The organism is Streptomyces bullii (assembly GCF_042657145.1).
GTDB classification, from domain to species: domain Bacteria; phylum Actinomycetota; class Actinomycetes; order Streptomycetales; family Streptomycetaceae; genus Streptomyces; species Streptomyces bullii.
Window position 1 is genome coordinate 148,818 of the sequence record NZ_JBHSNY010000002.1, and the last position, 24,151, is coordinate 172,968.

The following is a 24,151-nucleotide window of genomic DNA, read 5'->3' on the forward strand; positions in this document are numbered from 1 at the left end:
ATGACACGTTCGGGCTGGAACGGCTACGAAACCCGGTTCGCCGACGAGAAAAGGGTGGAAAGCTACGCCCGCCAGTACGACGAAGGCAGCTACGACGACCACGTGTGGCGACTTGAACGGCCTGTCCTCCTGGACGTTCTCCGGCGGGAAAGAGTACGTCGCGGTCGTCTCAGGGTTCTCGACTTCGCCTGCGGAACCGGCCGCATTCTGCGGGCACTCGAAGAAGTGGCGGACGAACTCACGGGCGTGGACATCTCGGACGAGATGACGAAACGCGCGGCCGAGGCCAGTCCCCAAGCACTCATCAGAACCGGCTGCGTCCTGACCGAGGACCTCCTGGCGGGGCCCTACGAAGCCGCCACTGTCTTCCGGTTCCTTCTGAACGCGCCCGAAGAAGTCAGGCTGCCCGTCCTCCGCAAGATCAGAGAGCACCTGGAACCCGGTGGTCTCCTCGTGCTCAACAATCACGGGCACTCCCCCAGCCTGCGCTCGATCGCCGTACGCGTGCCGAAGAGCAGGCCGGAGCGCCCCAACGAGTTGCGGCACCGGGACGTCGTCGAACTGCTGCACGCCTCGGGATTCCGCGTCGAGGCCCGGCGGGGCTTCTCGGCCTTTCCGCCCGTCCTGCACCGCAATCTGCCCGCCGCCGCCCTGAGAAGGGCCGACGCCGTCGCATGCAGGACGCCTCTGCGGAAGATGACCGGCGGACTGATGGTCGAGCAGTTGTACATGGCGAGGGCCGTGGGATGACGGACGTCGCCGTCGGGCGGTTCACCTGGCAGCGGGGGCTGTTGCGCGCCGGTCCACTGGGGCGGCGTATCGAGTTGCGGAGTACGGGCGGACGGCACGGCACGGCAGCCGCTCGTGTCATCTACCGGCCGCTGCGTCCGGCCGGCCGTGCGGCCGCCTTCTTCGATCAGCTTCTGATGCGCATGAGGCTCGGGCCCAGGGTCGGCGATCCGCTGGCCTTCGTGGGTCCCCTCCTTCGTTCCTTGCCGTCGGACGTCGACGGCATGGCCTTCATGCACTCGTCCACGCCCGGACGGTGCATCGCCGCCCTGTCGGCTTCCGGTCGCCCTCGCTATGTGCTCAAGGTCGGCAGGCGCGACGACCACCGTCTCCAGAACGAAGGGAGGGTCCTGGCCGAACTTCCCTCCCTGGGGCTTCCGTTCCGTGTCCCCGAACTGCTCTTCGCGGACTTCACGGGCGACCACTTCGCGGTGATGAGCCGGGCCTGGCCGAACTGCCGCCAGGCCGACTTGCTGCCTCCCGACGAGCTGCTGGACATCGCGGCGGCCCTCGCCGGTCCGGGCAACGGCAGAGCTTCCATGGCGCACGGCGATCTTGCGCCCTGGAACATCCTGCGCACTCCCCAGGGACTGGGCATCGTCGACTGGGAGAGCGCGTCACCGGCCCGTCACCCCCTGCGGGACGTCATCCACTACCTCGTCCAGGCAGGGGCGCATCTCGGGTGGATCGACGCCAGGAGCGTCGTCCACGAACTGACTGGCTCGCAGGGGACCTTGGCGCGGCTCGCCGACCGTATCAGCTGCCCTCAGCCGGTGGTCGACCATGCGCTTCGCTCCTACTTCAGTTCGGCGCCGGCAGCGAACATCCGACGGGTACGCGCGTTTCGCGACGGCATCGCCTCGCAGCTGGGTCTCACGTCGCCGTAGAGCTACGACGAGCGAACACCCTCCGATGGCACGGCAGCGTCACGCACAGGAAGTGGGCACCGGCGGAGGCGAGCACCGGGCCCGTGGGTCCCATCAGGCGGGCCAGCGGCACCGACGCCGCCAGATTCACGGCGGCCATGAGGACGGCTCGCACCGCCTGGAAACGGAGCCCCGCCGGATCCGAGAGCCACATGGCCACGGGGTAGTTCACCGCGTGGCTGAGGACCAGTGCGGCAAAGGCCGCCATCAGACCTGGTCCGGCGGACGCACGGCCGTGCAGCATCCAACTCGCCACCGTCGGGCCGGCGGTCACCAGAACGACACCGATCGCCAGACCGCCTCCAGTGAAGCAGGCCGTCAGGTTCAGCAGTTGGCGGCGCGGTACGGTCCCCGGGGTGCTGCGGCGGTGCCTGCTGAACACGCGCCACAGGGGCAGCGCCGCCGCCGCCACGAGCGCGGAGGCGGGTGCGTACAGCTGGGCTCCGGCGGAGTAGACGGCCACGGCGACCGAGGTGGTGACGCTGCTCAGGACGAGGCGGTCGGCGCCGTAGGCGACGGCGGAGGTCACCTTGATGACGGCCATCGGCCCGGCGAGTTGAATGATCCGGGTGCTCGGCGACCGGCGAAGCGGGAACAGTACGGCGCGGAGCATGCGCAGGCCCAGCATGCGGCCGGCCAGCAGCAGGCTCGCCGCTCCTGCCGCGCACTGACCGACGAGCACCGAGGCGGCGAAGACCGCCGGGGGCGCGTCACACGCGGCACCGAGCAGGACGACGGTCAGCGCGAGCAGGGCTCCGGCTCCCTGCAGGAGCACGGCGAAGTGGTAGCGGCCCAGGCCCCCGAGCACCGATCCGCCCAGGCTGAGGGGCAGACTGCAGCCGAACAACAGGGCGACGACGGCGACGCAGGCGGCGACATCGGGTCCGGGGGCGCTGTCGACCAGTGACTCGGCGGCCCCGGAGACGGCCGTCAGCACTCCGCAGACGGCGATGGCGGAACCGGCGCACAGAAGGGTCCGGGCACCCGCGGTGAGGGTGCGGAGCATGTGCTCGCGGTCACGGCTGGAGAAGGCGTCGATCACGGCTGCCCCGACGCCGAGTTCGGTCACCGCCAGCAGGCTGGGCAGGGTACTGACCAGGGCGACGAGCGCGTAGCCGGTGATGCCCAGCGTGTCGACGACACTGCGCGCCGACACCAGCGCGGCCGCTCCTCCTACAACCAGCACGACGGTCTTCGCGGCGCACGACCGCAAGACCGCCTGCAGATAGGAGAGGTACCCGATGGGAGACGTGTCAGGGGCGTCGGCCCCCGCGCCTTCCGTGGTCGATGAGCTCATGCCTGTCACTTTGTGGTGCGGTTCCTCAAACAGACGGCTGCCGCGGCCGCCGAGGTGCCGATGTACAACCCGTGCAGTCGGCTCCAGGGAGAGAACAGCAGATCCCACAGCAGCAGGCTCAGAAGGAAGCCGAAGACAAGCGTGAGCGGCCGCCTGGAGTCACTGATCGAGGCGAGAGCGGCGGCGCCCACCAGACCGATGGGAAAGACGAGCCCCGGAAGTGCGAGGATTCCGGTCTCCAGCCACCGCTGGAAGAGAATGGAATGGACGAGAAGCCCCTTGCCGAAGTAGTAGTGCTCCTCGTGAGGGCCTTCGACACCACCGTTGACGGTACGCCACTTCTCGAAGAAGACACTTCGGTCGTGAGCACTCACCTGCGGCTTCACACCCCGCCCGATCACCGGTGAATCGGCCACCAGCGCCAGGGATCCGGCGATCTCGGGCCGGGCTCCGACGACGGCGCCGCCCACGGAATCGGCCTGCCGAACCCACTTGAGCTGCTGTTCCCTGCCGAGGGCACCGTCACCGGCCAACTGCCCGTACACCGAGTAGAGACCCACCAGGAGGCCGCTCAGGACGGCGCCCGCCCATACGCAGCGCGACCAGCGGCGACGACCCGACCGCCGGCCACCCAGTCCCGTGACCACGGTCACGAGCAAGGCGACGCTGGTCACCAGGAACAGCGAACGGAAGCCGGCGAGCAGGTTGAAAAGGGCGATGGCGCCGGTCACCAGGGCGGACAGCGCGAACAGGCCGCGGCCCAGCAGGGCTGCCGCCACCAGGACACAGCACATCGTGACGACGGGGCCCAACGCGTACTTCCATGGATCGACGTGGTAACTGGGCGCCCGGTACAGCAGGTTCGCGGCGATCAGGCCGAGCATCAAGGAGGCGACGAACGTCTTGGCCGTCGCCGAACCCTGGCAGAAGGCCCACACCGCGCCGCAGAAACTCAAGGCGATGGTGACCGGATAGGACAGCGCAAGGCCGACGTTGACAAGCCTGTCTCCCGTGATCAGAGACGTGAGTGCGACGCTGGACATCCACACGAGGAGGAGGGCGAAGACCCAGCGGGCCGTACGCAGCCGCCACGCCACCGGCAGGAAGACTGGTAGGCCGATCACCACGATGTAGTGCGTCAGCGTCAGCCCGCCACGCGGGTGGAAGGACAGCGCGTTGCCCAACCCCAGCAGCGCCGCGGCCGCCAGTTCCGCACGGGACTTCCTCACGTGGACGTCCGTCGCCCTCCTCGGGAGCGCGGTGTGCCGAAGATCTCCTTTCGCGGTGGCCGACCCGACCCGCCGTCCGACCTCGCTGACCGAAGTCCCCGCGGCCGGGTGTACGGGGACAGCGTTCACCGGCTGCCCACTCGCCCATGTACCGCGGCGTCGTCCACGCCCCGCACCGGCCCGAGCGCTGACACCCTGCCAGCTAGCGACGGGGCCGCCAGCAGGACACAGCCACGTCGTGCGCCGGTCTCCTCGTGCGACGGGCAGTCGGGCCAGAAGGGCTCGTACGATCCGACCGCGTCGCCGAGGTACTCGATCGACAGCTCGGTTCCCGCGTACGTGTCGAACCCGTAACCGGGGTCGGCGGGGACCTTGAAGTCGTCGATCACGATCAGCGAGTCCGTCCAGGTCCCGGTGATGATGGCCACCTCTTCGCGGAGCGGCAGATCCGCCTCCCAGTGGGCGTCGAGGTAGAAGAAGACCCGCGACTTGGGGAACGAGGGGTTCGAGCGCAGGTCCAGGAGCGCCTTCCTGGAGTCCGACTTGATCACCCTGATGTCCGAGACGTCACGGAACCGGCGGGCGGCCAGGCGAGCGAACGTGGGCTCCTTCTCCACCGTGTACACCGGGCGCCCGGACACATGCCACAGGAACCGAGTCGTGGCGCCGCGGTAGGTTCCGGACTCGAACACCGCGTCCGGCTGGAGCTCCCGCAGCAGGCAGCGGAACATCTCCTGACGGAACTCCTGTCCGTTCAGGGCGGGCCATGACGGGTAGAGCAACGGGTGGAGCCTGCGGACCCCCGCGATCGGCTTACGCATCAAGCGCCTCAGGGGCATGGCGGCTGTTCGGGCGGTCTGCTCACTGTGCTGCGTTCCCATCGGGGTCCTACTCCCTCGCTCGTTCTGCGTAAGGGCTGCGATCACTTCGCCGCCACCGTCACTTCCTCGCGACCAGCGACTTGGGAAGTCCGGCGAAGCGTTCGATCCAGATGTCGGAGGCGGGGAAGTACGACCGCATCTCGGTCACCGACAGGAGCTCGACTTCCTGGACGTCGCGCACGGCATCCGCACGTCCGGCACGGCGGATGTGCCCGAGCGGCCAGTACTGGGAGACGGCGACCCGGGCGCGGAACGGGAGCCACTGAAGGCCGGGGAACAGCCAGTGCGGTTCGACGGGGAAGTACCGGTAGGGCGTCTGGATCCAGTGGTGGGTCCCCTGGGCGTGCACGGTGTCGGTGAACTGCCGTCGCCGGTAGTGGCCCCCTACGTGCTCCAGGACGGAGTTGGAGTAGACGAGGTCGAATCGCTCAGCCGAGAAGCGGCCCGGCAGGCAGGGACCGCACGCGTCCGCCACGACGGCGGTGATGCCGGGCTCCGCCTCCCGGGCCGTGTGCGGGTCCAGGTTCACGGTCACCACCTGCGCGGGCCTTACGGGTGCGCCGCGCCAGGAAGCGGGGGTCCCGCCCAGGTCCAGCACACGCATCTCGGGCAGGTCGGGGAAGCAGCGCAGCAGTTCTTGCCAGCGTCTGGACCGAGCCGAGTGGGCGAGGGATCCGGGTCTCGAAGGGTCGGCGATCGTCGTCTTCAGCATGCTGTTTCCTCGCTGGCCGCGTATCGGTGCGGCGATGCCGGTCACGCGGGGTTCCTGTTTCTCGCCGGCAGCGCGCCGGGGCCGGACGGAGCAGCGTGTGTCAGGGTCTTGCCAGCTGCAGCGTCGAGGCGGGAGCGGGCGGACTGGTCAGCAGGGCAGGGGCAGACACGGGCGCGTGCGCCGCGGTTTCGGCGTCGACCATGAGACGGGCCAGCTCCGGTGCACGCACGGTCGGACGCCACCCGAGGACCCGCTCGGCCTTGGAGGCGTCACCGACCAGGTCGTCGACCTCGCTGGGCCTCAGGTATCGCTCGTCGAACCGCACGTGGTCCCGCCAGTCGAGCCCGACGTGGGTGAAGCAGTGTTCCACGAAGTCGCGCACGCTGTAGCTCGCACCGGTGGCCACGACGTAGTCGTCGGGTTGCTCCTGTTGCAGCATCAGCCACATCGCCTCGACGTACTCGGCCGCATACCCCCAGTCCCGTCGGGCGTCGAGGTTGCCCAGGTAGACGACGTCCTGCAGGCCCGCCTTGATGCGTGCGGCGGCCATGGCCACCTTGCGGGTGACGAAGGTCGGGCCGCGGCGAGGAGACTCGTGGTTGAACAGGATGCCGTTGACCGCAAACATCCCGTACGCCTCGCGGTAGTTGCGGGTCGCCCAGTATGCGTACACCTTGGCCACTCCGTAGGGGGAACGCGGGTGGAAGGGCGTGCCCTCGTGCTGGGGCGGCGGGGACGCGCCGAACATCTCCGAGCTGGAGGCCTGGTAGAAGCGGCAGGGAAGGCCCGTCGTCCTGATGGCCTCCAGAAGCCGCGTCGTTCCGAGCGCGGTGCAGTCACCGGTGAACTCCGGTTCGTCGAAGGACACGCGCACGTGCGACTGGGCGGCCAGATGGTAGACCTCGTCCGGCCGCAGCCGTTCCAGCAACGCTGCGATCCTGGTCCCGTCCGTCAGATCGCCGTAGTGCAGGAAGAGGCGCGCCTCGGGATCGTGCGGATCGCGGTAGAGATGGTCGATGCGCTGCGTGTTGAAGGTCGAGGCGCGGCGGACGACACCGTGCACCACGTACCCCTTCTGCAGCAGCAACTCCGCGAGATAGGAACCGTCCTGACCGGTGATGCCGGTGATGAGCGCCGTCTTGACCGTCACACGCACTCCTTGCCGCGGATTCGGGGATCGAGCTGTCCTGCGCGTCGCGGGGCGGGAACGAAGCCGCCGACCACAGCGACACCCCGGAATGTCACCTCACCCTATGACCCATCATCACTCTGGACCGGTATTGCTCATATGTGTCGCTTTTCGGGCCATATGTCATAGGGTGAGCGGTGCACTCACCGGATCCGATCGGGGACGGACACCTTGGACCTGCGCGACTACCTACGAGTCCTGTCCCGCCGCTGGCGGGTCATCGTGCTGCTGGCGCTTCTCGGGACGGCGGTCGGTGCGCTCACCGCCTATACCGCGACCCCCCGGTACCGGGCCGACGCGGAGCTGTTCGTCTCCGTGCGGCAGGGGTCCGACACGCTCCAGCTCGCCCAGGGAAACGCCTTCACCCAGGCGCGAGTCCAGTCGTACGCGGAAGTGGCGGCGAGCCCGCTGGTGACCCGGCACGTCGTGGAGACGCTGCGCCTGGACATGACGCCGGCTCAGCTGAGCCGGCGGATCACCGCGACCGCGCAGCCCGACACCGTGCTGATCCGGCTCTCCGTCACCGACACCCAGCCGCGCCGCGCCGCGCGGATCAGCAACGCCGTGGCCGATCGCTTCGCCGAGGTGGTCCGCGGCCTGGAACGCCCGGACGACGTCCATGCCTCTCCCGTGCGCCTGAGCGTCACCCAGCCGGCCTCCGTGCCCTCCGAGCCCTCGTCTCCACGCCCGGCCGTCAACCTCGCGATCGGGCTGATGGCCGGTCTGCTCCTCGGGGCCGGGGCCGCCGTGGCGAGGGAGTCAGTGGACCGCTCCGTACGCAGCCTTCAGGCCCTGACCGACCTCCTGGCCGGGCTCGGCGGCCCGCCCGTGCTCGGCAGCATCCCGCAGGACGCACGGGCCGGCCGCCATCCGGTGGCCCTGCGGGACGACAAGCACGGACTGCGCGCGGAGGGTTTCCGGCGGCTGCGCACGAGTCTGCGGTTCGTGGACGTGGACCAGCCGCCGAAAGTCATCGCGGTGACCAGCCCGCTGCCCCGTGAGGGGAAGACGAGTGTCGCTATCAACCTGGCCTCGGCACTGGCCGAGACCGGCGCCTCGGTGTGCCTCGTCGACACCGACCTGCGCCGCCCCTCCGCCGCCTCCGTCCTGGGCCTGGTCCGGGACGCCGGACTCACCACCGTGTTGATCGGCCAGGCCGAGGTGCACCAAGTGCTGCAGTCCGCGGGCTCCTTCTCCGTACTGACCAGCGGGGCGGTACCGCCCAATCCCACCGAGTTGCTCGGCAGCGCCCAGCTGAGGGCCGTCCTGCGTTCCCTCGCCGAGCAGTTCGACCACGTGGTGGTGGACACGGCGCCCGTGCTGCCGGTGGCGGACGCCTCGGTGATCACCAATGCCGTGGACGGCTACCTGCTGGTGGTACGGGCTTCCCGCACCAGCCGCGACCAGGTCGATGCGGCCCTGCGCACACTGCGGCACGTCGGGGCCTCCGTGCTGGGGACGCTGCTGAACATGACGTCGGCCAAGGAGGACGGCGGCACGTACGGCTACGCGTACGAATACCGGCCGCAGCGCCAGACGTCCGGCCGTCTCTCCATGCTGCGCGGCGGCAAACGAGCAAAGCCCGCCGTCGGCGCTCCGGCCGCCCTGCCGACTCCCGGCGGAGAACCACAGGCCGAGGGCGTGGACAGGGACGTGACGCTCGACGGTGAGCCGCACTCCATGACCGCCGAGGGGAGCCCTCAGCGGTGAGCGCCATGACCACGGCGGCGCACGGCGGGACCCGGCACGGGAAGACTCACCGTCCCCTCGACCGTTCCGCGCGGGTGTTCGTGGCCGGAGGCCGTGGACTCGTCGGCTCGGCGGTGTGGCGGCACCTGGTGCGGGAAGGCTTCACCGACGTCGTCGGTCCCGGCTCCGCCCACCTGGACCTGCGGGAGCGGCGAGCCGTCTTCGACTGGTTCGCGGCCACCCGGCCGGATGTGGTGGTGCTGGCCGCCGCCCGGGTGGGCGGCATCAAAGCGAACGCCACCCGTCCCGCGGAGTTCCTCTCCGACAACCTGCGCATCCAGGTGAACGTGCTGGACGCGGCGCTCGAACAGGGAGTGGAACGACTGCTGTTCCTGGGCTCCAGCTGCATCTACCCGAAGTTCGCCGACCAGCCCGTTCGGGAAGAGGCACTGCTGACCGGAGCGCTGGAACCGACCAACGACGCCTACGCCATCGCCAAGATCGCCGGGATCACGCAGGTGCGGGCGGTGCGGCGGCAGTACGGCCTCCCCTGGATCTGCGCCATGCCGACGAACCTGTACGGCCCCGGGGACAACTTCCACCCCGAGCACTCCCATGTGCTGCCGTCGCTGATCCGGCGCTTCCACGAGGCGCGCGAGACCGGAGCGCGGCGCGTGGTGAACTGGGGCACCGGGACCCCTCGCCGAGAGTTCCTGCACGTCGACGACCTGGCCCGGGCCTGCCTGCACCTGCTGGAGCACTACGACGAGGACGGGCCGGTGAACGTCGGCACCGGCACGGACATCACGGTTTGGGAGGCCGCCGAGTTGGTGGCGGAGGTCGTCGGCTACGAGGGTGCCATCGAGTGGGACACGGCTCAGCCGGACGGCACCCCGCGCAAGCTCCTCGACGTCTCACGGCTCACCGCCCTGGGCTGGGTTCCCCGTATCGGGCTGCGAGAGGGACTCGCCGAGACGTACGCCTGGTACGTGGCACACCTCGGTTCCGGCGTCTTGAGACACTGACGCCGGTCCGCGCAGGAGCCGGCGCTTGCCGCGCGGTGATGCGCCCGCCGGCTGTGAGGGGCCGGCCGGAGAGACCGGCCGCGTCCGGTCAGCGCCTGACCAGTCCGGCGAGCGCCGTCCGGTCAGCGTCGTACCCGCGGCATTCCCAGGCCGATCCACGAGATGATCTCGCGCTGGATCTCGTTGTTGCCGCCGCCGAAGGTGAAGATGACCGCCGAGCGGTAGCCGCGTTCGAGTTCGCCGTGCAGGACCGCGCCGGCCGAACCCTCCTTGAGCGTGCCCGGCGCGGCGACGACCTCCATGAGCCAGGCGTAGGCGTCGCGCCGGGCCTCGGAGCCGTACACCTTGACGGCGGAGGCGTCCTGCGGGGTGAGGGTGCCGTCCTGGACGGCGCTGACCATGCGCCAGTTGAGGAGTTTCAGCGCGTCCAGCCGGGCGTGGGTCTGTGCGAGGCGGCGGCGCACCCAGGGCAGGTCGGCGACGCGGCGGCCGTCGGCGAGCTTGGTCTCCATCGCCCAGCGCTGGACGTCGTGCAGGGCGCGGACGGCCATGGTGCCGTGCGCCGCGAGGGTGACGCGTTCGTGGTTGAGCTGGTTGGTGATCAGCCGCCAGCCCTGGTTCTCCGCGCCGACGCGGTGGGCGACCGGGACGCGGACGTCCTCGTAGTAGCTCGCTGTCGTGTCGTGTCCGGCCAGGGTGCGGATGACGGTGCAGGAGTAGCCGGGGTCCGTGGTCGGCACCAGCAGCATGGTGATGCCCTTGTGCGGTGGCGCGTCCGGGTCGGTGCGCACTGCCAGCCACACCCAGTCGGCGGTGTCGCCGTTGGTGGTCCAGATCTTCTGGCCGTTGACGACGTACGTGTCGCCGTCCCGGACCGCCCGGGTCCGCAGGGATGCCAGGTCGGTGCCCGCGTCCGGCTCGCTGTAGCCGATGGCGAAGTCGATCTCGCCGGCAAGGATCTTCGGCAGGAAGTACGCCTTTTGTTCCTCGGTGCCGTACCGCATGATCGTGGGGCCGACGGTGTTCAGGGCCATCAGCGGCAGCGGGACGCCGGCCTGGGCGGCCTCGTCGAAGAAGATGAACTGCTCCATCGCCGTCAGGCCGCGCCCGCCGTACTCCTCGGGCCAGCCCACGCCGAGCCAGCCGTCCGTGCCGAGGCGGCGGACGGTGGCGCGGTAGAACCGCTTCTGGGCGGCCGGGTCGGCGTGCCGGGCGGAGGCTCCGTCGGGCACCAGCTCGGCGAAGTATGCGCGGAGTTCCGTCCGCAGCCGCTGCTGCGCGGGCGTGTAGTCGAGATGCACGGCGCCTCCAGGCTGCCCAGGCGGTCCTGACGGCGCACACGGTAGAACCTGTTTCAGGAATTGGGAATGGCGAAGCGACGCCCGAACAGGGGCGAGGGCCCCCGGTCGTCCGGGGGCCCTGCCGGCGGGTCGAGATGAGCGGTGCGGGACGAAGGGATCAGTGCGGCACGGGAGTCGCCCGTGCCGCCGTGGGTTCCTGTGCGGCGGGCCGGGGCGCGAGCGCCCGTTCCGCCAACGCCCCGAAGATCAGGCCGAAGGCGGTCCACAGGGTCGCCTGGACGGCCAGCGCCGCCAGCCGGAACTGCCAGAGCAGGGTGGCCGGGAACTCCGAGGGGACGTTGTCGTAGGCGGGCAGGAAGGCGTAGGCGAGACCGACGGCGAGGACGAAGAACGCCCCGGCGGCGAGTGTCGCGTTCCAGTGGCCCAGGCGCGGCGCGAGACGCCTGCCCAGGATCACGGTGGCCACGGCCAGCAGCACGCTCAGCACCACCATCAGGAAGTACAGGGCGGTGCGCTGGTCGAGGGTGTCGGGGTCGCCGACGGCCGGCGGGTTGGCCGGGTATTTCAGGAACGGCACGACGTACACGGCGACCAGGCCGGCCGCCGCGAGGAGCAGCGCGCTCGCGCGCGGCCCGAAGGCGCCGATCCGGCCGAGCGCCACGCAGTACGCGAGGGCGGCGATGCCGCCGAAGGCGACGCCGTAGACGAGGACACCGGTGGACAGGCCGGCGGTGGACTGCATCGTGCGGCTGACGATCTCCTCCCCGCCGTGCTCGTGGGCGTGTGCCTCCTCGAAGGCGATCGCCGCGTCGACGCGGGGTTCGCCGAGGAAGTAGGCGACGAGGAGGGCGAGCAGGCCCGCGGCGAGGCCCGCGAGCATGCCGCGCACCAGAAGGGTGCGGACGGTTGCCGAGTTCATGGGCTCGTGGATTCCTTTCCCGCCGTCAGTGGCAGGGGAAGCCGAGCAGGTGGCGGGCGTCGTGCACCCACTCGTGCACGTCCTCCCCGGCCAGCAGGGAGGTGGCGCCCTGTTCGGCGCCGACGAAGTAGAGCAGGACCAGCATGAGGATGCCGAAGAAGACCGCCCAGGGGGCGATCGCGCCGAGCGGCAGCTTGGCGGGGGTGGTGGTAGTGGCCGGCTGGACGGCGGACTGCGCCATGGCAGGACCCCTCCTGGGAAACTCGCGTCCCGAATCGGTGGTGCACGTACGACGGCAGGGGGTCTGACTCACCGGACCCGCACCGAGGGTGCGTGCCCGGCATACAGTGGCGCGACCGTGCCGGAATCCCACCGGCTTCCGCCGTGCCGTCGTGAAGGTCGACGAGACCGTACCGCGTGGTGCGGATCCGGCCAAGGGCGCACGGTGGTCGCGCGAGCGCCCCTGATGGAGCCGATGCGGCCTCAAAGCGCGGTCACAGGAAGGATTTCGAGCCCGGAAGTGGACGGATGACCAGCCGAGTGATGTTGATCTCACCCGCGATCACGGCGGCCCTGCGGGAGGCCCGCTTCGACGACGGCTCCCCACTCGACACCACCGGACTGCGGCAGGCCCAGGCAGCCGCAGGCACCCTCCCGGCGTCCGCGCGGGCATGGGCCTCTCCCTCCGTGCGCTGCCGCGAGACGGCCACCGCACTCGGCCTCGCCGCCGTCGCCGACCCGCGGCTGGCCGGGCTGGACGCCGGACGCTGGCGGGGGGCGACCCTGGCGGAGGTGGGGGCGCGGGAACCGGAGGCGCTGGCCCGGTGGCTGTCGGACCCGGAGTCGGCGCCGCACGGCGGCGAGTCGGTACGGGCACTGTGCGACCGGGCCGCGGCCTGGCTGGACGCGGCCGCGCGCACGGAGGGGCGCACGGTGGCCGTGGTCGAGCCGGAGCTCGTACGGGCGCTGCTGGTGCGGGCCCTCGAAGCCCCGGAGACGGCGTTCTGGCGCACGGACGTCCCCCCGCTGACGGCGGTGGAGCTCAGCGGCCGGGCGGGTCGCTGGAACGTACGCGTGGGACAGCCGCTCGTGGCTTCGAACTGACAGGTCGCTACCCCTGACCTGCACTGCGTCGCATTCCTCCGGCGCGGCCGGCCTTTCGGTGGATCTGCGCATCGCCTGCGTCGGATACGCCAGAAGCGCTGCGGGCAGCGTGGATGCGGATGCCCGCTACACGGGGTCAGGGAGATGGGGTGTGGTGGTCCAGCAAGCGGGTGAGCAACTGCACGAACTGGTCGCGTTCGGCCGGACTCAGCGGCGCGAGCAGTTCGTCGTGGAGGTCGTCCAGGACCTTGTCGAGGCGGCGCAGTTGACGGCGGCCCTGGGTGGAGATCGTGATGATGTTGCGGCGCTGGTCGTCGGGATCCGGCGCCCGCTCGACGAGGTGACGCTCGGCCAGTTCGTTGAGCACGCCGACCATGTCGCTGCGGTAGATGCCGGTGCGCCTGCTCAGCGTTGCTTGACTGCCGGGCCCGTGATCCTGCAGTGAGGCGAGTACGGCGTAGTGCCACTTGCGGGCGTCGGCGCGGATCAGCCCTTCGTTGATCAGCCGGTCCGACCGTGTGGACAGCTGCGACAACAGTCGGCTCGCCCGTCGACGCAGCCTGTCGGGCGTCTTGGGAGCGCTGTCGTCGGACATGTCCGCGGCTTCGGCTCTGGCCATGCCGCCCCTCCTACCCATTGCGTTAGTCCGACTAACGATATACGTTCACTCGCGCCGATACCGTTAGTGCCACTAACGGTAGTAGGGCGAACTTTAGGAAGGAAGATCCGCCATTCCCACCAAGACACTGCAGATTCCCACCCCTGACGGGCAGGCCGACGCTTTCGCCGCCTTCCCCGACCGTGGCGAGCGGCACCCGGGGGTACTGCTGTACTCGGACGCCTTCGGCCTGCGGCCCGTGCTGGAGGAGATGGCCCGCGAACTGGCCGGGCACGGGTACTACGTGCTCGTGCCCAACCTCTACTACCGGCACGGCCCGGCACCGGTGGTCGAGCTTCCTGAGCACATCGGCGAAGAGATCCGCCCCACGGTCGTCTCCCAGCTGATGCCCTTGCTCAAGGCGCACACGACCACCGAACGCGTCCTGCGCGACGCCGACGCCTACCTCAGGTTCCTCACCGCCCAGCCCGAGGTCAGCGCCGGGCCGGTCGCCGTGACCGGCTACTGCATCGGCACCCTCTTGGCGCTGCGCACCGCGCAGGCGCACCCCGACCAGGTGGCCGCCGTCGCCGGATTCCACCCCGGTTTCGTGGTCACCGACGCGCCCGACAGCCCACACCGTCTCGTGCCCCAGCTCACCGCCCAAGTCCACCTGGGCCTCGCGGAAGGCGACCTGTCGCCCGAGGTCATCAGTGAGCTCAACCAGGCCTTGGATGCCGCAGGTGTCGGCCACACCTGCGAGATCTATCCCGGCACCGTCCACGGCTTCACCATGTCCGACACCGACGCTTTCAGCGCCTCCGGGCTGAAGCGCCACTGGGACCGCCTGCTCTCCCTCCTGGACCGCACCCTGGCCAACAGTTGAGGCTCCGGCCCGGAAACCACCTGAAGTACACGGGTCCCCGGCCGTCGGTTCGCAAGACGGCGCTGAAGCAGCGGGCAGGACAGCTTCCTCAGCGTCAGCCGGCGCCGCGGGCCGCGGCGCCGGCTCGACCCCTTCGATCGTCCCGCGGCGGCATCGACGAGCACCGTGACACAGGGCCGAACCCGCCCAGGGACGGATGTCGAGCCACCCTCGGGGTGGGTGGCGAAGCCCTCCTCCCACTCGTCGCGCGCGGCCGGCTCGCGTTACCGACGGTGCCCGCTCCGTACACCGAGGCTCCCGGTGGTCGGAGGGAAAGGGCACACCCCACGCCCGCTGGACCGCGAGCCGGTCGACCACGGGGCCGACCACTTCGGTCGGGGGATCAGACGCACCTCTCCTTCTTGGAGGACAGACGGCGTCCAGCCCTGCGACCGACCTTCTGGTGCCTCAGCCCCCCGTCAGTTCAGGGTCGCGAGGAAGTCCGTGCAGGCCCGGGCGCATGCCCGGCACGCCGCTGCGGACTCCTCCGCGCCCGGGTGGGCGTCGAAGACGTGGGCGCTCTCCAGGCAGACCGAGCGGCACCACTCGACCTGCATGCGGAGGGCGGACTCGTCCACCTGGTTCTGTTCGGACAGGACGCGGCAGGTCGCGTCGCAGACCTCCGCGCACATGATGCCCTTGCGTCGTACGAGTTCCTGGTTCTCGGTGCCGTCAGGATCCACAAGGCTCGCGCGCAGCGCACACGCCCGCGCGCACTCCGTGCACGCCTGCGCACAGGCGAAGCGGTCCTCCAGGAACCGGAACAGCTCCTGCTGGGATGTCGTAGAAGTCACACCGCGCGGGTAGCCCGGCCGATCCCGGTCAAACCGGGTGCTCGCAAGGGTTCGGGGCGGTTTTCCGGCCACTGCGCCGGGCACTCGTCGGGCGCCCGAGACGAGGACGGAGGTGGGTGACATGCCGGGACGTCAGGAGCTTCCGTCGACCCTGGAGCGCTCCTCCCGGGACGCCCAGAACACCTGGATCAAGGCGCACGACTCGGCCGTGGAGCAGTACGGCGAGGGTGAGCGCGCGCACCGGGTGGCCTACGGCGCGCTGAAGCACATGTACGAGAAGGTCGGTGACCACTGGGAGCGCAAGGAGGGCGGCCGCAAGGGCCCCTCGGACCCCCGGTCGGCCCGGCCCCGGCAGCAGGGCGGCCGCAGCGGCGAGGGCGTCGACGAGCAGGCCTCCAAGGAGCACCTCTACGACGTCGCCAAGCGGCTCGGTGTCGACGGCCGGTCGGGGATGTCGAAGGGCGAGCTGCTCGACGCGATCCGCAAGGCGAACCGTTCGCGGACCAGGGCGGCCCGGGAGAGGTGAGCCGGTTCATGGCGAGCGCCGGGGGTACCCGCCTGCCATGAATACCGCATGGATGGAGCTGGCCGCGGGCCGGGGCGCCCTCGGCGTCGGACTGATCGTGGCGGGTGTGGTGGTCGTGGGCCTGCTGCTGGGTGCCTTCGTCCTGGGCATCCGCATCATGCGCCGGGAATCACCGACGCCGCGCCCGGAGGAACACCCCCGCATGCCGGCCGGCGGCCCGGTCCGCGAGACGCGCGAGAACCGGGAGCCCGACGAGGTGCCGAGGAGTGACACCCGTCTGACGCCGCACGAGCTGAAGGGCCACGGCAACATGAGCGACCGGACCAGTGCGACGCAGCAGCGGCCCCGCTGGGACGAGGGAAGCAGCGGCTCCTTCGGCAGCGGCGGCCCGGGCAGCCGCTGACCCGCCCGTCCGGCGGCCCGAGGCACCCCGGTCGTGACACGAGTCCGCACACAGGGATCCGTACACAGGGAAGTGAGAACCATGGCCGACCCCGCCCGCAACACCCTGCCGCTGCCCGACTACGACCATCTGCCGATCGGCGGCCTGGAGAGCCGCGTGCGGTCGCTGTCCGCGGACGAGGTGGAGGAACTGCTGGCGTACGAGCGGTCGCACGCCGATCGTGTGCCGGTGACCGAGCTGCTGGCGAACCGGCTGGAGCAGTTGCGCGCGGGCGCGCAGCCGACGTCCGGCGACCCGGGCGCGATACGGCCCGAACAGAGCGAGGGGCATGCCGGTTCCCCGGTGTCGCCCGCGACGTCGCCGGAGCCGTTCAGCCCGCCGCCGCACGGCACCCCCGACCAGTTCGGCAAGCCGAAGGGTGACCGCACGTAGCGGATGGGAACACTGCGATGAGAAGGGCCCGTGCCACGGCGCGGGCCCTTCTCGTTTCGCCGCTTCCGGGAGTGAGGTGGATCACAGGGCGAAGGTGCATCGTGGTGCGGGGTCCAGCGTCTTCTCAGTGGTGTACGGGGTGATCGGACGCGGGGACGGTGAGGATGGAGCGGTTGCGGGCGGACGGCTTCGACGAGTTCGTGGCTGCCCGGTGGTCGGCGCTGCTCCACGTCGCGCGTCTGCTCACCGGCGGCGACCTGGCAGCGGGCCGAGGACCTGGTGCAGGAGTCCCTGGTCAAGCTGTGGTTCGCCTGGCCCAAGGTCACCGAGCAGGCCCCGGAGGCGTACGTGCGCCAGGTCCTGGTGCGCCTGGCCGCGCGCTCGGCCAGGCGGCGCTGGTGGGGTGAGCGTCCGGTCGAGCAGCTGCCGGACCGGGCCGAGCCGGGCGACGTGTCGTCCGCCGTGGCGGAACGCTCACGCCTGGAGGCCGCCCTGGCGCTGCTGTCGCCGCGGCAGCGGGCCGCGGTGGTGCTGCGCTACTACGAGGACCTGCCCGAGGCCCAGGTCGCCGACGCCCTGGGCTGCCCCGTGGGCACCGCCCGGTCGCACGCCTCGCGCGGGGTCGCCCGGCTGCGTCAGCTCCTGTCCGACGCCGTCAGGCCCGTGGGCTGAGGGGAGAAGCGATGGACGACTTCGAGCGGGAGTTGACGCGGCTGATGCGCGACACCCAGCAGCACGCCCCCTTCGCACCTGAGCACCGGCAGCGGCTGCACGAGGGCATCCGGGCCCGGCGCCGCGCCCGGCTGCTGTGGCGGGCGGGCGGTTCCGCCGTCGCTGCCGCCGGACTCGGCGTCGCGCTCGCCGTGCTGCCCGGCGTACTCACCCGGGCCCAGCCGCCCGCCGATCCCAGGCCGCAGCCCATGACCAGCCCGACGCCCTCCGGCAGCCCGAGCCCCACGGCCCACTCCCCCGACCCGAGCGCGACCACCTCCGGGCCTCCGCCGGCGACCCCGCCCGCCACGTCGAGCAGCGGCACCACGGCCCCAGCGAACCCGGGCGCGCCGACCACCGCCACCCCGCCGTCGGCCACGCCCAGCCAGAGCCGGACCACGACGGCGCCGCCGTCCGCGCCCCCCGCCTCCCCGACACCGACGAAGGCCCCGCCGTCGGCCGTAGGGACGCAGGAGCCGTCCGCCTCGGCCGGCGTGGATCCGGAGGCCACCGAGTAGGCCCACTCCGCCCACCCGCGCGCCCCGGCGCCGCGGGCTCCTCATCCCGTCAGCATCACGGGCGCCCTCGGCATGCCGCGCGCCGGAAAGAGACTGTGAACCAGCCATGAGAACCGCGAGGTGGTCGGCCCCGACCGACCGCCGGAGCTTCGAGCCGTCCCCGGCCCCGGCGGCGTTGCCGCGCCCCGCTGCCCGCCCACCACCCCAACCCGGTCCTCGACGTGGTCGTCCCCGTGTACAACGAGGAGAACGACCTGGAGCCGTGCGTCCGACGGCTCCACGCACACCTCGCGGAAACCTTTCCGTACCACTTCCGGATCACCATCGCGGACAACGCCGGCACCGACCGGACCCCGGTCATCGCCGCCCGGCTGACCGCCGAACTGACCGGCACGGACTGGATCCGCCTGGCCGAGCGGGGCCGGGGCGGGGCGCTGCACGCCGCCTGGTCGCGCTCGCCCGCGCCGGTGCTCGCCTACCTGGACGTGGACCTGTCCACCGACCTCACGGCCCTGCTGCCGCTGGTCGCCCCGCTGATCTCCGGCCACTCGGACATCGCGATCGGCACCCGGCTGGCCCGGGGCTCCCGGGTGGTACGCGGCCCGAAACGGGAGATCATCTCCCGCTGCTACAACGGCCTGCTGCGCGGCACGCTCGCCGTGCGCTTCTCCGACGCGCAGTGCGGATTCAAGGCCGTGCGGCGGGACGTCGCCGAACGGCTGCTGCCGCTGGTGGAGGACCAGGCCTGGTTCTTCGACACCGAACTGCTGGTCATCGCCGAGCGTGCCGGGCTGCGCATCCACGAGGTGCCGGTCGACTGGGTGGACGACCCCGACAGCCGGGTGCGGATCCTGTCCACGGCACTGGCCGACCTGCGGGGCATGGCCCGGCTCGGCCGGGCCCTGGCCTGCGGCAGGCTGCCGCTGGCCGCGCTGCGCCGCTCCGGTGAGGTCGACGGGACGCAGGAGCTGCCGCCGGGCCTGGTCCCCAGTTGCTGCGGTTCGCCACCGTCGGTGTCGCCAGCACCCTGTTCTACCTGCCGCTGTACACCGCGCTCCGCCCGTCGGCCGGGCCGCAGGCCGCCAACGCGCTCGCCCTGCTGGCCAGTGCCGTCGCCAACAGACGGCTCACCTTTCGGTGTGCGGGGCCGCAGGGGTGTGCTGCGGCATCAACTGAAGGGCCTCGCCGCGTTCCTGGTCGGCCTGGCCCTCACCAGCGGTTCGCTGGCCCTGTTGCACCGGACCGCGCCCGGGGCCGGCTCCCGTGTCGAACTGGCGACGCTGATCGCCGCCAACCTGGCCGCGACACTGCTGCGGTTCCTGCTCTTCCGGGCGTGGGTGTTCCCCGCCCGCGTCACCCGCCGCCGTACGACAGGACCCACCGCCTCATGACCACCGCCCCGGCCCCCCCCTTGCCGATCCGCGCCCCCCGCGACGGCGGCGCGCCGGAAGTCCCCCTGCCCGGCCCGGACCTGCGGCAGCGTCTGCGGCGCGCCGCCGCGCACCACGGGCCGGTGCTGGCCACCTACGGGGTCCTGAAACTGGCCGGCTTCGCCGTCTTCATGTTCCTGCTGGACTCCGCGGGCGACTTCCGGAAGAAGAACCCGCGATTCGGCGGCGGTGAGCACGTCTGGGACGTGCTGGGCAGCTGGGACGGCTGGTGGTACCAGCAGGTTGCCCTGCACGGCTACGACCCCGCCCTGGAGCCGGTCCCCGGCGCCACCGGCCTGATCACCCTCCAGGGCAACTCGGCGGCGTTCTTCCCGCTGTACCCGGCGCTGATGCGTCTGGTGTCCGAGTGCACCGGCCTCGGCCCGTACGGCGCCGGCATCACCGTCTCGGTCCTGGCGTCCTTCGTGGCGGCGCTCGGCGTCTACGCCGTCACCGACCGCTCGCCGGCCGCAGACCCGGGCTGGCAGCCGTCGGGCTGTGGGCGGTGTGGCCCGGCTCCGGCGCGGAGTGGTCGGTGTACTCCGAGTCCGTCTACACCGCCCTGGCCGCCTGGGCCTGTTACGCCGTCATGACCCGCCGCTGGCTGACCGCCGGGGTGCTGACCTTCACGGCCGGGCTCTGCCGCCCCACCGCCGCCACGCTGATCGCCGCCCTGGCGGTCGCCGCGCTGCTCGCCCTGTACCGCCGCCAGGACGGCGTCGCACGCCCGCTGCTGGCGGTGGCGATCTCACCCCTGGGGCTGGCCGGCTACCTCGCCTGGGTCGGCTACCGCATGGGCGACTGGAACGGCTACTCCGAGCTGCAGGACGGCGTCTGGGCCCACACGTTCGACTACGGCAAGCACACCTTCAACGTGCTGTCGGGCGTGGCGGTGGGCCGCTTCGACTACCTCTTCGCCATGCCCTACGAGGACATCATCGGGGTCGGCGTGGCGCTGACGGTGCCGGTGCTGACCGTCCTGCTGCTCCAGCTGCGCCCACCGGCCGTGCTGGTCGTCTACACGGTGCTGTCCTACCTGTTGGTGATGGGCACCCAGCAGTACTTCGGCAACGTCTCGCGCTACCTGCTCCCCCTCTTCCCGCTCTTCGTCCCGGTCGCCGTCGGTCTGCGCCGTCTGACCCTGCCCTCGCTGGTCACGGTGCTGGGCACGGCCGCGCTGGCCTCGGGATCGTACGCGGGGTACGTCCTGTTCGAGCTCGGCGTGCCGTAGCCGCACGCCAGTGGCGCGAGGACGGCGGGCCCCCGGTGAGGCCGGGCGCGGCTCCCTGTCACGGCCGGGCGCGGCTGCCCCACGGCCGGTCGCGCGGGACCGGCCGTGGGGCGTGTCGTACGAGCCAGGCACAGGCCAGGCCGATGGCGGCGCCGGTGGCGACGTCACTGGGGTAGTGGGCACCGCTCTGCACCCGCTCCACGGCCAGCAGGGCGGCCGGCACCGCGCACAGGGCACCCGCCGCCGGCCAGGTGGGGGCGACGGCGGCGGTGAAGGCGACCGCGGCCGCGGTGTGCCCGGAGGGGAAGGAGGAGGAGTCGGGGCGGTCGTCGACCTCGTCGTGCGGGACCCATTCCCTCGGGGGCCGAGGCCGGTCGGCCAGTCGCTTGCCCACCCCGTTCGACGCGACCTGGGCCAGGACGAGGGCCGCGAGGCCGCCGACGGCTGCCCCGCGGCCGCGCGTCCCTCCCCGCCACGCCATCGCGGCGGCGGCGCCCCACCACAGCTTCGTGCTCTCCGCGGTCTCCTCGACCGCCGACAACGCCCGGCCGAGTCCGGGCGGGATGCGGGAGGCCGCCCGTTGCGTCACTTCCCGGTCCACTGTGCCGAGCCACGTCGGCAACCACCTCACGATGTGCATGACGTGCGGGTATCCCCACAGGGCGGTCGCAAGCGGCCCTGGCCCCGGCTTCAGCGCATCAGCCGTGCCGACAGCTCGTCGCGGATGTCCGACGCCAGGACGCCCGTCTCGCCCCAGCCGACGACCAGCTGGGCCACGTGACGCAGTTTGACGTTGGTGCACATGGAGGTCTCGCGGAGCACGTCCCAGGCCTCGGCGGGCGACATCCCGCCCACGGCGACGACCACGCCGATGGCCTGGTCGATGACCGCATGGGAGTCCACGGCCTGCTCGAGCTGGGCGACCTTGGCTTCCAGCTGCGTGATCCTGCGGTGAGGGGTGTCCGGCTCCTGGACCGCGCCAGGAAGCCGCCAGTGGGTACCGGTGTCCACGTCGCCTCCGCGGTAGAGGGGGTCGTTGTGCGGTACACGTTCCCTGTGTCGCGTCAGGTAAGCCGCCGTGACGCGGAGGGTGCGGAAGGTGCCGCGGCCTGCAGGACGAGGAGGGCGACGTCGTCGGTGCGCCGGGTGGTGGAGCCGACCCGCGCCAGCAGTTCGTCGATGAGCCGGTCCAGGTCCCCGTCGTCCACGCGGGCGAGGTGGTGCGCGAGGTCGGCCATCGACTCGTCCAGGTCGACACCGGGCCTCTCGATCAGGCCGTCGGTGTAGAAGACGAGCATCGTGCCAGGGGTGAAGGGGATCTCGGTCACGGGGAAGTCGGCGCCGGAGTCGACGCCCAGGAGCGGTCCGGGCGGGAGGTCCATGGGCCGGGTGTCCCCGTCGGGCAGCCGCAGAAGTGGGGGCGGGTGGCCGGCGCCGGCCAGTGTCGCGCATCGGCGGGCGAAGTCGAGGTGGGCGTACAGGCAGCTGGTGAACAGGTCGGTGCCGAGGTCGACGAGGAGCCCGTTGATGCGGGCGAGGACCTGGCCGGGGGGCGTGCCGAGCGTCGCGTGGGCGTGCACACCGGTGCGCACCTGGCCCATCAGAGCGGCGGCGGCGACGTTGTGGCCCTGGACGTCGCCGATGACGGCCGCGGCGGCGGTGTCGTCGAGCCGGATCAGGTCGTAGAAGTCCCCGCCGATGTCCATGCCGCGGGTGGCGGGCAGATAGCGGGCGGCGACCCGCAGGCCGGGCACAGTGGGCAGGGTGCGCGGCAGCAGCGCCTGCTGCAGGCCGTGGGCGAGCTCGTGTTTGGTGTCGTACAGCCGGGCCCGGTCGAGCGCCTGGGCGATGAGCCCGGCGAGGGAGGTCATCACGGCGCGTTCCTCGGCGGGGAACACGTGCGGGGCCTGGTAGGTCAGGACGCAGCAGCCCACGGGCCGGCCGGAGATGATCAGCGGCAGGAAGGCCCAGGCCCTCTTGCCGCTGACCTGGGGGGCCTCGGGGTAGATCCGTCTCAACTCCTCCGGGTCGGCGAAGAACGCGGGGATGCCGCTGCTGAGGGCCCGCCCGGCCGGGGTGAACGTGGTGTCGAGGGGCAGACCGTTCAGCCGCTCGATGGTGTGGGGGGCGTAGCCGCGGTGCCCGACGATCCGCAGGCGGCCCGCGTCGGCGGTGGACAGCACCAGGCCCTGCGCGCCGAAGGCGGGCATGATCTGGTCGGCGACCAGGTCGATGACGTCCTGGACGCCGACCACCTCGGTCAGCGCGGCGGCCAGGTGCATGAGCTGGTAGAGCTGCCCGGCGCGCACGGGTGTGACCGTGCGCGTGGACTGGCGGGGCGCCGGGGAGGGCAGCACCTGCGCGCCGCTGGACACGATACGGACGCTGATGCCGCTGGCGTCCGGGTAGAGGTGGAAGTCCAGCCACTGGTCCGGCGGTCGGCACGCGGTGAACGACACGGGCTCCCGGCTGATCACCGCGGCGCGGTACCGGTCCTCGTAGGTCGGGTCGTCGAGCCAGCGCAAGGACTGCCACGGCAGCGTGCCCAGCAGCCGGTCGGCGTCGAGGCCCAGCAGGTCGCAGGCGCCTTGGCTGACGTAGGTGATGCGCCCCTCCAAGTTCAGTGCGCAACTGCCGCCGGGCAGGCGCTCGACGAAGTCGATGACGGTCATCGCCGCAGGCGCGGGCGCGTGACCTGGTCCGGCGGGCAGGACACGGGGCCGCTTGCCGGCGACGGGGACCCGGCCCGCCTCGACGGCTTCCTCCAACAGCCGGGCCAGACGCCGGCAGCTGGACACGATGTGGCCCCGTTCCCGCTGGGTCATGTACGGGGGACGGGTGGCCGGCCACATCAGCAGCAGCGCCCCCCACCGCCGGTTGCCGACGACCGGCGCGGCGACCATCGCCAGCGGGTACGGGAGCGCCATCGCGGTGCGCGGATAGGAGTGAGCCACCTCTTCCTGGCTGCCGAGCCAGACCACGCGCTCCTCACGGACCGCTTCGGCCACCGGCGCCGGAGCGGAGACGGGGACCCTCGCCCAAGGCTCGGCGAGTTCGGCCGGCGCCCCGCTCAGGGCGTCCAGGCGCAGCAGCCGCTGGTCCGGGTCGAGCAGGTACAGGGCGCCGATGGAGGCTCCGGTCCGGCGCACCGTCTCCGCGAACGCGGCGTCCAGCCCGTCGGGGACGGGGGCCGGGTCACCGGTGCTGGTCACGAGGCACCTCCAGCGTCGCACGGGCGACTTGAGGACGGCCGCGGCCGCGTCCCGTTCCCCTCGGGGCATCCGTGCCCGACGGGCGCACCGGACCTCGCCCACCTGGCCCATATGGGACGTTACGCCTCCGTCGAGCGGTCAGCACGCTGTCGGATGCGGTGGGCATCTCGGCACCGCCCGTCAGGGCGGCGGCGTCCACCGTCCGGCGTCGGGGGCGAGCCGGGGTTCGGTCACCGACCGGGCCCCGGGGTCGGCCGACCGGCACGCTGGGGTCCGGTCGGCGTGCCGCGATGTCGGCGCGCCTCGGCGG

Annotated in this window: 24 protein-coding genes, 2 pseudogenes and 1 riboswitch; of the genes and pseudogenes, 13 read left to right on the forward strand and 13 right to left on the reverse strand. The window is 71.6% G+C overall.

Annotated features, from left to right (window positions below; genetic code table 11):
• Both ACFPZJ_RS04870 and ACFPZJ_RS04875 read left to right on the forward strand, forming a co-directional pair.
• Positions 1 to 750, forward strand: coding sequence for a class I SAM-dependent DNA methyltransferase (locus ACFPZJ_RS04870; protein WP_381017683.1), 750 nt, complete (start codon positions 1 to 3; stop codon positions 748 to 750).
• A complete protein-coding gene (locus ACFPZJ_RS04875; protein WP_381017685.1) occupies positions 747 to 1,676 on the forward strand; it encodes a phosphotransferase in 930 nt (309 codons plus the stop codon). Before ACFPZJ_RS04870 ends, ACFPZJ_RS04875 begins: the two co-directional genes overlap by 4 nt.
• Here ACFPZJ_RS04875 and ACFPZJ_RS04880 read toward each other — a convergent pair.
• The 5 genes from ACFPZJ_RS04880 to gmd all read right to left on the reverse strand — a co-directional run bounded on the left by ACFPZJ_RS04880 (position 1,663) and on the right by gmd (position 6,984).
• A complete protein-coding gene (locus tag ACFPZJ_RS04880) occupies positions 1,663 to 3,012 on the reverse strand; it encodes a lipopolysaccharide biosynthesis protein (protein ID WP_381017688.1) in 1,350 nt (449 codons plus the stop codon). The genes ACFPZJ_RS04875 and ACFPZJ_RS04880 overlap by 14 nt on opposite strands.
• 5 nt (positions 3,013 to 3,017) lie before the next feature.
• Positions 3,018 to 4,241, reverse strand: coding sequence for a type 2 periplasmic-binding domain-containing protein (locus tag ACFPZJ_RS04885; RefSeq protein WP_381017690.1), 1,224 nt, complete (start codon positions 4,239 to 4,241; stop codon positions 3,018 to 3,020).
• Positions 4,242 to 4,366: 125 nt separating this feature from the next.
• Complete coding sequence (locus ACFPZJ_RS04890; RefSeq protein ID WP_381017693.1) at positions 4,367 to 5,023, reverse strand: class I SAM-dependent methyltransferase; 657 nt, start codon at positions 5,021 to 5,023, stop codon at positions 4,367 to 4,369.
• 157 nt (positions 5,024 to 5,180) lie between these two features.
• Complete coding sequence (locus tag ACFPZJ_RS04895; RefSeq protein ID WP_381017695.1) at positions 5,181 to 5,834, reverse strand: class I SAM-dependent methyltransferase; 654 nt, start codon at positions 5,832 to 5,834, stop codon at positions 5,181 to 5,183.
• A gap of 100 nt (positions 5,835 to 5,934) precedes the next feature.
• Positions 5,935 to 6,984, reverse strand: a complete 1,050-nt coding sequence (gene gmd, locus ACFPZJ_RS04900; RefSeq protein ID WP_381017698.1) for a GDP-mannose 4,6-dehydratase — start codon at positions 6,982 to 6,984, stop codon at positions 5,935 to 5,937.
• 210 nt (positions 6,985 to 7,194) lie between these two features.
• Here gmd and ACFPZJ_RS04905 point away from each other — a divergent pair, with 210 nt between their 5' ends.
• Positions 7,195 to 8,733 carry a tyrosine-protein kinase domain-containing protein gene (locus ACFPZJ_RS04905; RefSeq protein WP_381017701.1) on the forward strand — a complete coding sequence of 513 codons (1,539 nt, stop codon included), beginning with the start codon at positions 7,195 to 7,197 and terminating at the stop codon, positions 8,731 to 8,733.
• Positions 8,734 to 8,738: 5 nt separating this feature from the next.
• Positions 8,739 to 9,737: a GDP-L-fucose synthase family protein gene (locus tag ACFPZJ_RS04910; protein WP_381018962.1), complete on the forward strand. Its 999-nt coding sequence runs from the start codon at positions 8,739 to 8,741 to the stop codon at positions 9,735 to 9,737.
• 122 nt (positions 9,738 to 9,859) lie between these two features.
• On the opposite strand, the gene ACFPZJ_RS04915 is transcribed toward ACFPZJ_RS04910, so the two are convergent.
• From ACFPZJ_RS04915 to ACFPZJ_RS04925, 3 genes are all read right to left on the reverse strand, one after another.
• Positions 9,860 to 11,038 carry an acyl-CoA dehydrogenase family protein gene (locus ACFPZJ_RS04915; protein WP_381017704.1) on the reverse strand — a complete coding sequence of 393 codons (1,179 nt, stop codon included), beginning with the start codon at positions 11,036 to 11,038 and terminating at the stop codon, positions 9,860 to 9,862.
• A 157-nt stretch (positions 11,039 to 11,195) separates the two neighbouring features.
• Positions 11,196 to 11,957 (reverse strand): CbtA family protein, encoded by a 762-nt coding sequence (locus tag ACFPZJ_RS04920; RefSeq protein ID WP_381017707.1) that lies wholly within the window; start codon positions 11,955 to 11,957, stop codon positions 11,196 to 11,198.
• A 25-nt stretch (positions 11,958 to 11,982) separates the two neighbouring features.
• Positions 11,983 to 12,198 carry a CbtB domain-containing protein gene (locus tag ACFPZJ_RS04925; protein WP_381017710.1) on the reverse strand — a complete coding sequence of 72 codons (216 nt, stop codon included), beginning with the start codon at positions 12,196 to 12,198 and terminating at the stop codon, positions 11,983 to 11,985.
• 36 nt (positions 12,199 to 12,234) lie between these two features.
• Positions 12,235 to 12,385, reverse strand: a riboswitch (cobalamin riboswitch).
• A gap of 100 nt (positions 12,386 to 12,485) precedes the next feature.
• Here ACFPZJ_RS04925 and ACFPZJ_RS04930 point away from each other — a divergent pair.
• Positions 12,486 to 13,061 (forward strand): histidine phosphatase family protein, encoded by a 576-nt coding sequence (locus tag ACFPZJ_RS04930; RefSeq protein ID WP_381017713.1) that lies wholly within the window; start codon positions 12,486 to 12,488, stop codon positions 13,059 to 13,061.
• Positions 13,062 to 13,197: 136 nt separating this feature from the next.
• Here the strand turns inward: ACFPZJ_RS04930 and ACFPZJ_RS04935 are convergent, their stop codons facing one another.
• The gene (locus ACFPZJ_RS04935) at positions 13,198 to 13,680 is read right to left on the reverse strand and encodes a MarR family winged helix-turn-helix transcriptional regulator (protein ID WP_381017715.1); all 483 of its coding nucleotides are present in this window, start codon (positions 13,678 to 13,680) and stop codon (positions 13,198 to 13,200) included.
• 112 nt (positions 13,681 to 13,792) lie between these two features.
• Between ACFPZJ_RS04935 and ACFPZJ_RS04940 the strand changes: the two genes are divergently transcribed.
• Complete coding sequence (locus ACFPZJ_RS04940) at positions 13,793 to 14,545, forward strand: dienelactone hydrolase family protein (RefSeq protein WP_381018963.1); 753 nt, start codon at positions 13,793 to 13,795, stop codon at positions 14,543 to 14,545.
• 458 nt (positions 14,546 to 15,003) lie between these two features.
• Here the strand turns inward: ACFPZJ_RS04940 and ACFPZJ_RS04945 are convergent, their stop codons facing one another.
• A complete protein-coding gene (locus ACFPZJ_RS04945) occupies positions 15,004 to 15,378 on the reverse strand; it encodes a four-helix bundle copper-binding protein (RefSeq protein ID WP_381017716.1) in 375 nt (124 codons plus the stop codon).
• A gap of 121 nt (positions 15,379 to 15,499) precedes the next feature.
• Between ACFPZJ_RS04945 and ACFPZJ_RS04950 the strand changes: the two genes are divergently transcribed.
• From ACFPZJ_RS04950 to ACFPZJ_RS04980, 7 genes and pseudogenes are all read left to right on the forward strand, one after another.
• Positions 15,500 to 15,904 (forward strand): ChaB family protein, encoded by a 405-nt coding sequence (locus tag ACFPZJ_RS04950; protein WP_381017719.1) that lies wholly within the window; start codon positions 15,500 to 15,502, stop codon positions 15,902 to 15,904.
• Between the two features lie 37 nt (positions 15,905 to 15,941).
• Entirely contained in the window at positions 15,942 to 16,307 is a 366-nt protein-coding gene (locus ACFPZJ_RS04955; RefSeq protein WP_381017722.1) for a DUF6479 family protein, read from the forward strand.
• An 81-nt stretch (positions 16,308 to 16,388) separates the two neighbouring features.
• Positions 16,389 to 16,739 carry a DUF8129 domain-containing protein gene (locus ACFPZJ_RS04960; RefSeq protein ID WP_381017724.1) on the forward strand — a complete coding sequence of 117 codons (351 nt, stop codon included), beginning with the start codon at positions 16,389 to 16,391 and terminating at the stop codon, positions 16,737 to 16,739.
• Between the two features lie 164 nt (positions 16,740 to 16,903).
• Positions 16,904 to 17,411 (forward strand): annotated as a pseudogene (locus ACFPZJ_RS04965) (SigE family RNA polymerase sigma factor).
• 11 nt (positions 17,412 to 17,422) lie between these two features.
• Positions 17,423 to 17,968, forward strand: coding sequence for a cellulase (locus tag ACFPZJ_RS04970; RefSeq protein WP_381017727.1), 546 nt, complete (start codon positions 17,423 to 17,425; stop codon positions 17,966 to 17,968).
• 221 nt (positions 17,969 to 18,189) lie between these two features.
• Positions 18,190 to 19,359, forward strand: coding sequence for a bifunctional glycosyltransferase family 2/GtrA family protein (locus ACFPZJ_RS04975; RefSeq protein ID WP_381017729.1), 1,170 nt, complete (start codon positions 18,190 to 18,192; stop codon positions 19,357 to 19,359).
• Positions 19,356 to 20,629: pseudogene (locus ACFPZJ_RS04980) on the forward strand (hypothetical protein). Before ACFPZJ_RS04975 ends, ACFPZJ_RS04980 begins: the two are co-directional and overlap by 4 nt.
• Positions 20,630 to 20,687: 58 nt before the next feature.
• On the opposite strand, the gene ACFPZJ_RS04985 reads toward ACFPZJ_RS04980, so the two are convergent.
• The 3 genes from ACFPZJ_RS04985 to ACFPZJ_RS04995 all read right to left on the reverse strand — a co-directional run bounded on the left by ACFPZJ_RS04985 (position 20,688) and on the right by ACFPZJ_RS04995 (position 23,841).
• The gene (locus ACFPZJ_RS04985) at positions 20,688 to 21,218 is read right to left on the reverse strand and encodes a phosphatase PAP2 family protein (RefSeq protein ID WP_381017731.1); all 531 of its coding nucleotides are present in this window, start codon (positions 21,216 to 21,218) and stop codon (positions 20,688 to 20,690) included.
• A gap of 101 nt (positions 21,219 to 21,319) precedes the next feature.
• A complete protein-coding gene (locus tag ACFPZJ_RS04990; protein ID WP_381017734.1) occupies positions 21,320 to 21,640 on the reverse strand; it encodes an ANTAR domain-containing protein in 321 nt (106 codons plus the stop codon).
• 53 nt (positions 21,641 to 21,693) lie between these two features.
• Positions 21,694 to 23,841 carry a SpoIIE family protein phosphatase gene (locus tag ACFPZJ_RS04995; RefSeq protein WP_381017736.1) on the reverse strand — a complete coding sequence of 716 codons (2,148 nt, stop codon included), beginning with the start codon at positions 23,839 to 23,841 and terminating at the stop codon, positions 21,694 to 21,696.
• Positions 23,842 to 24,151: the final 310 nt, after the last annotated feature.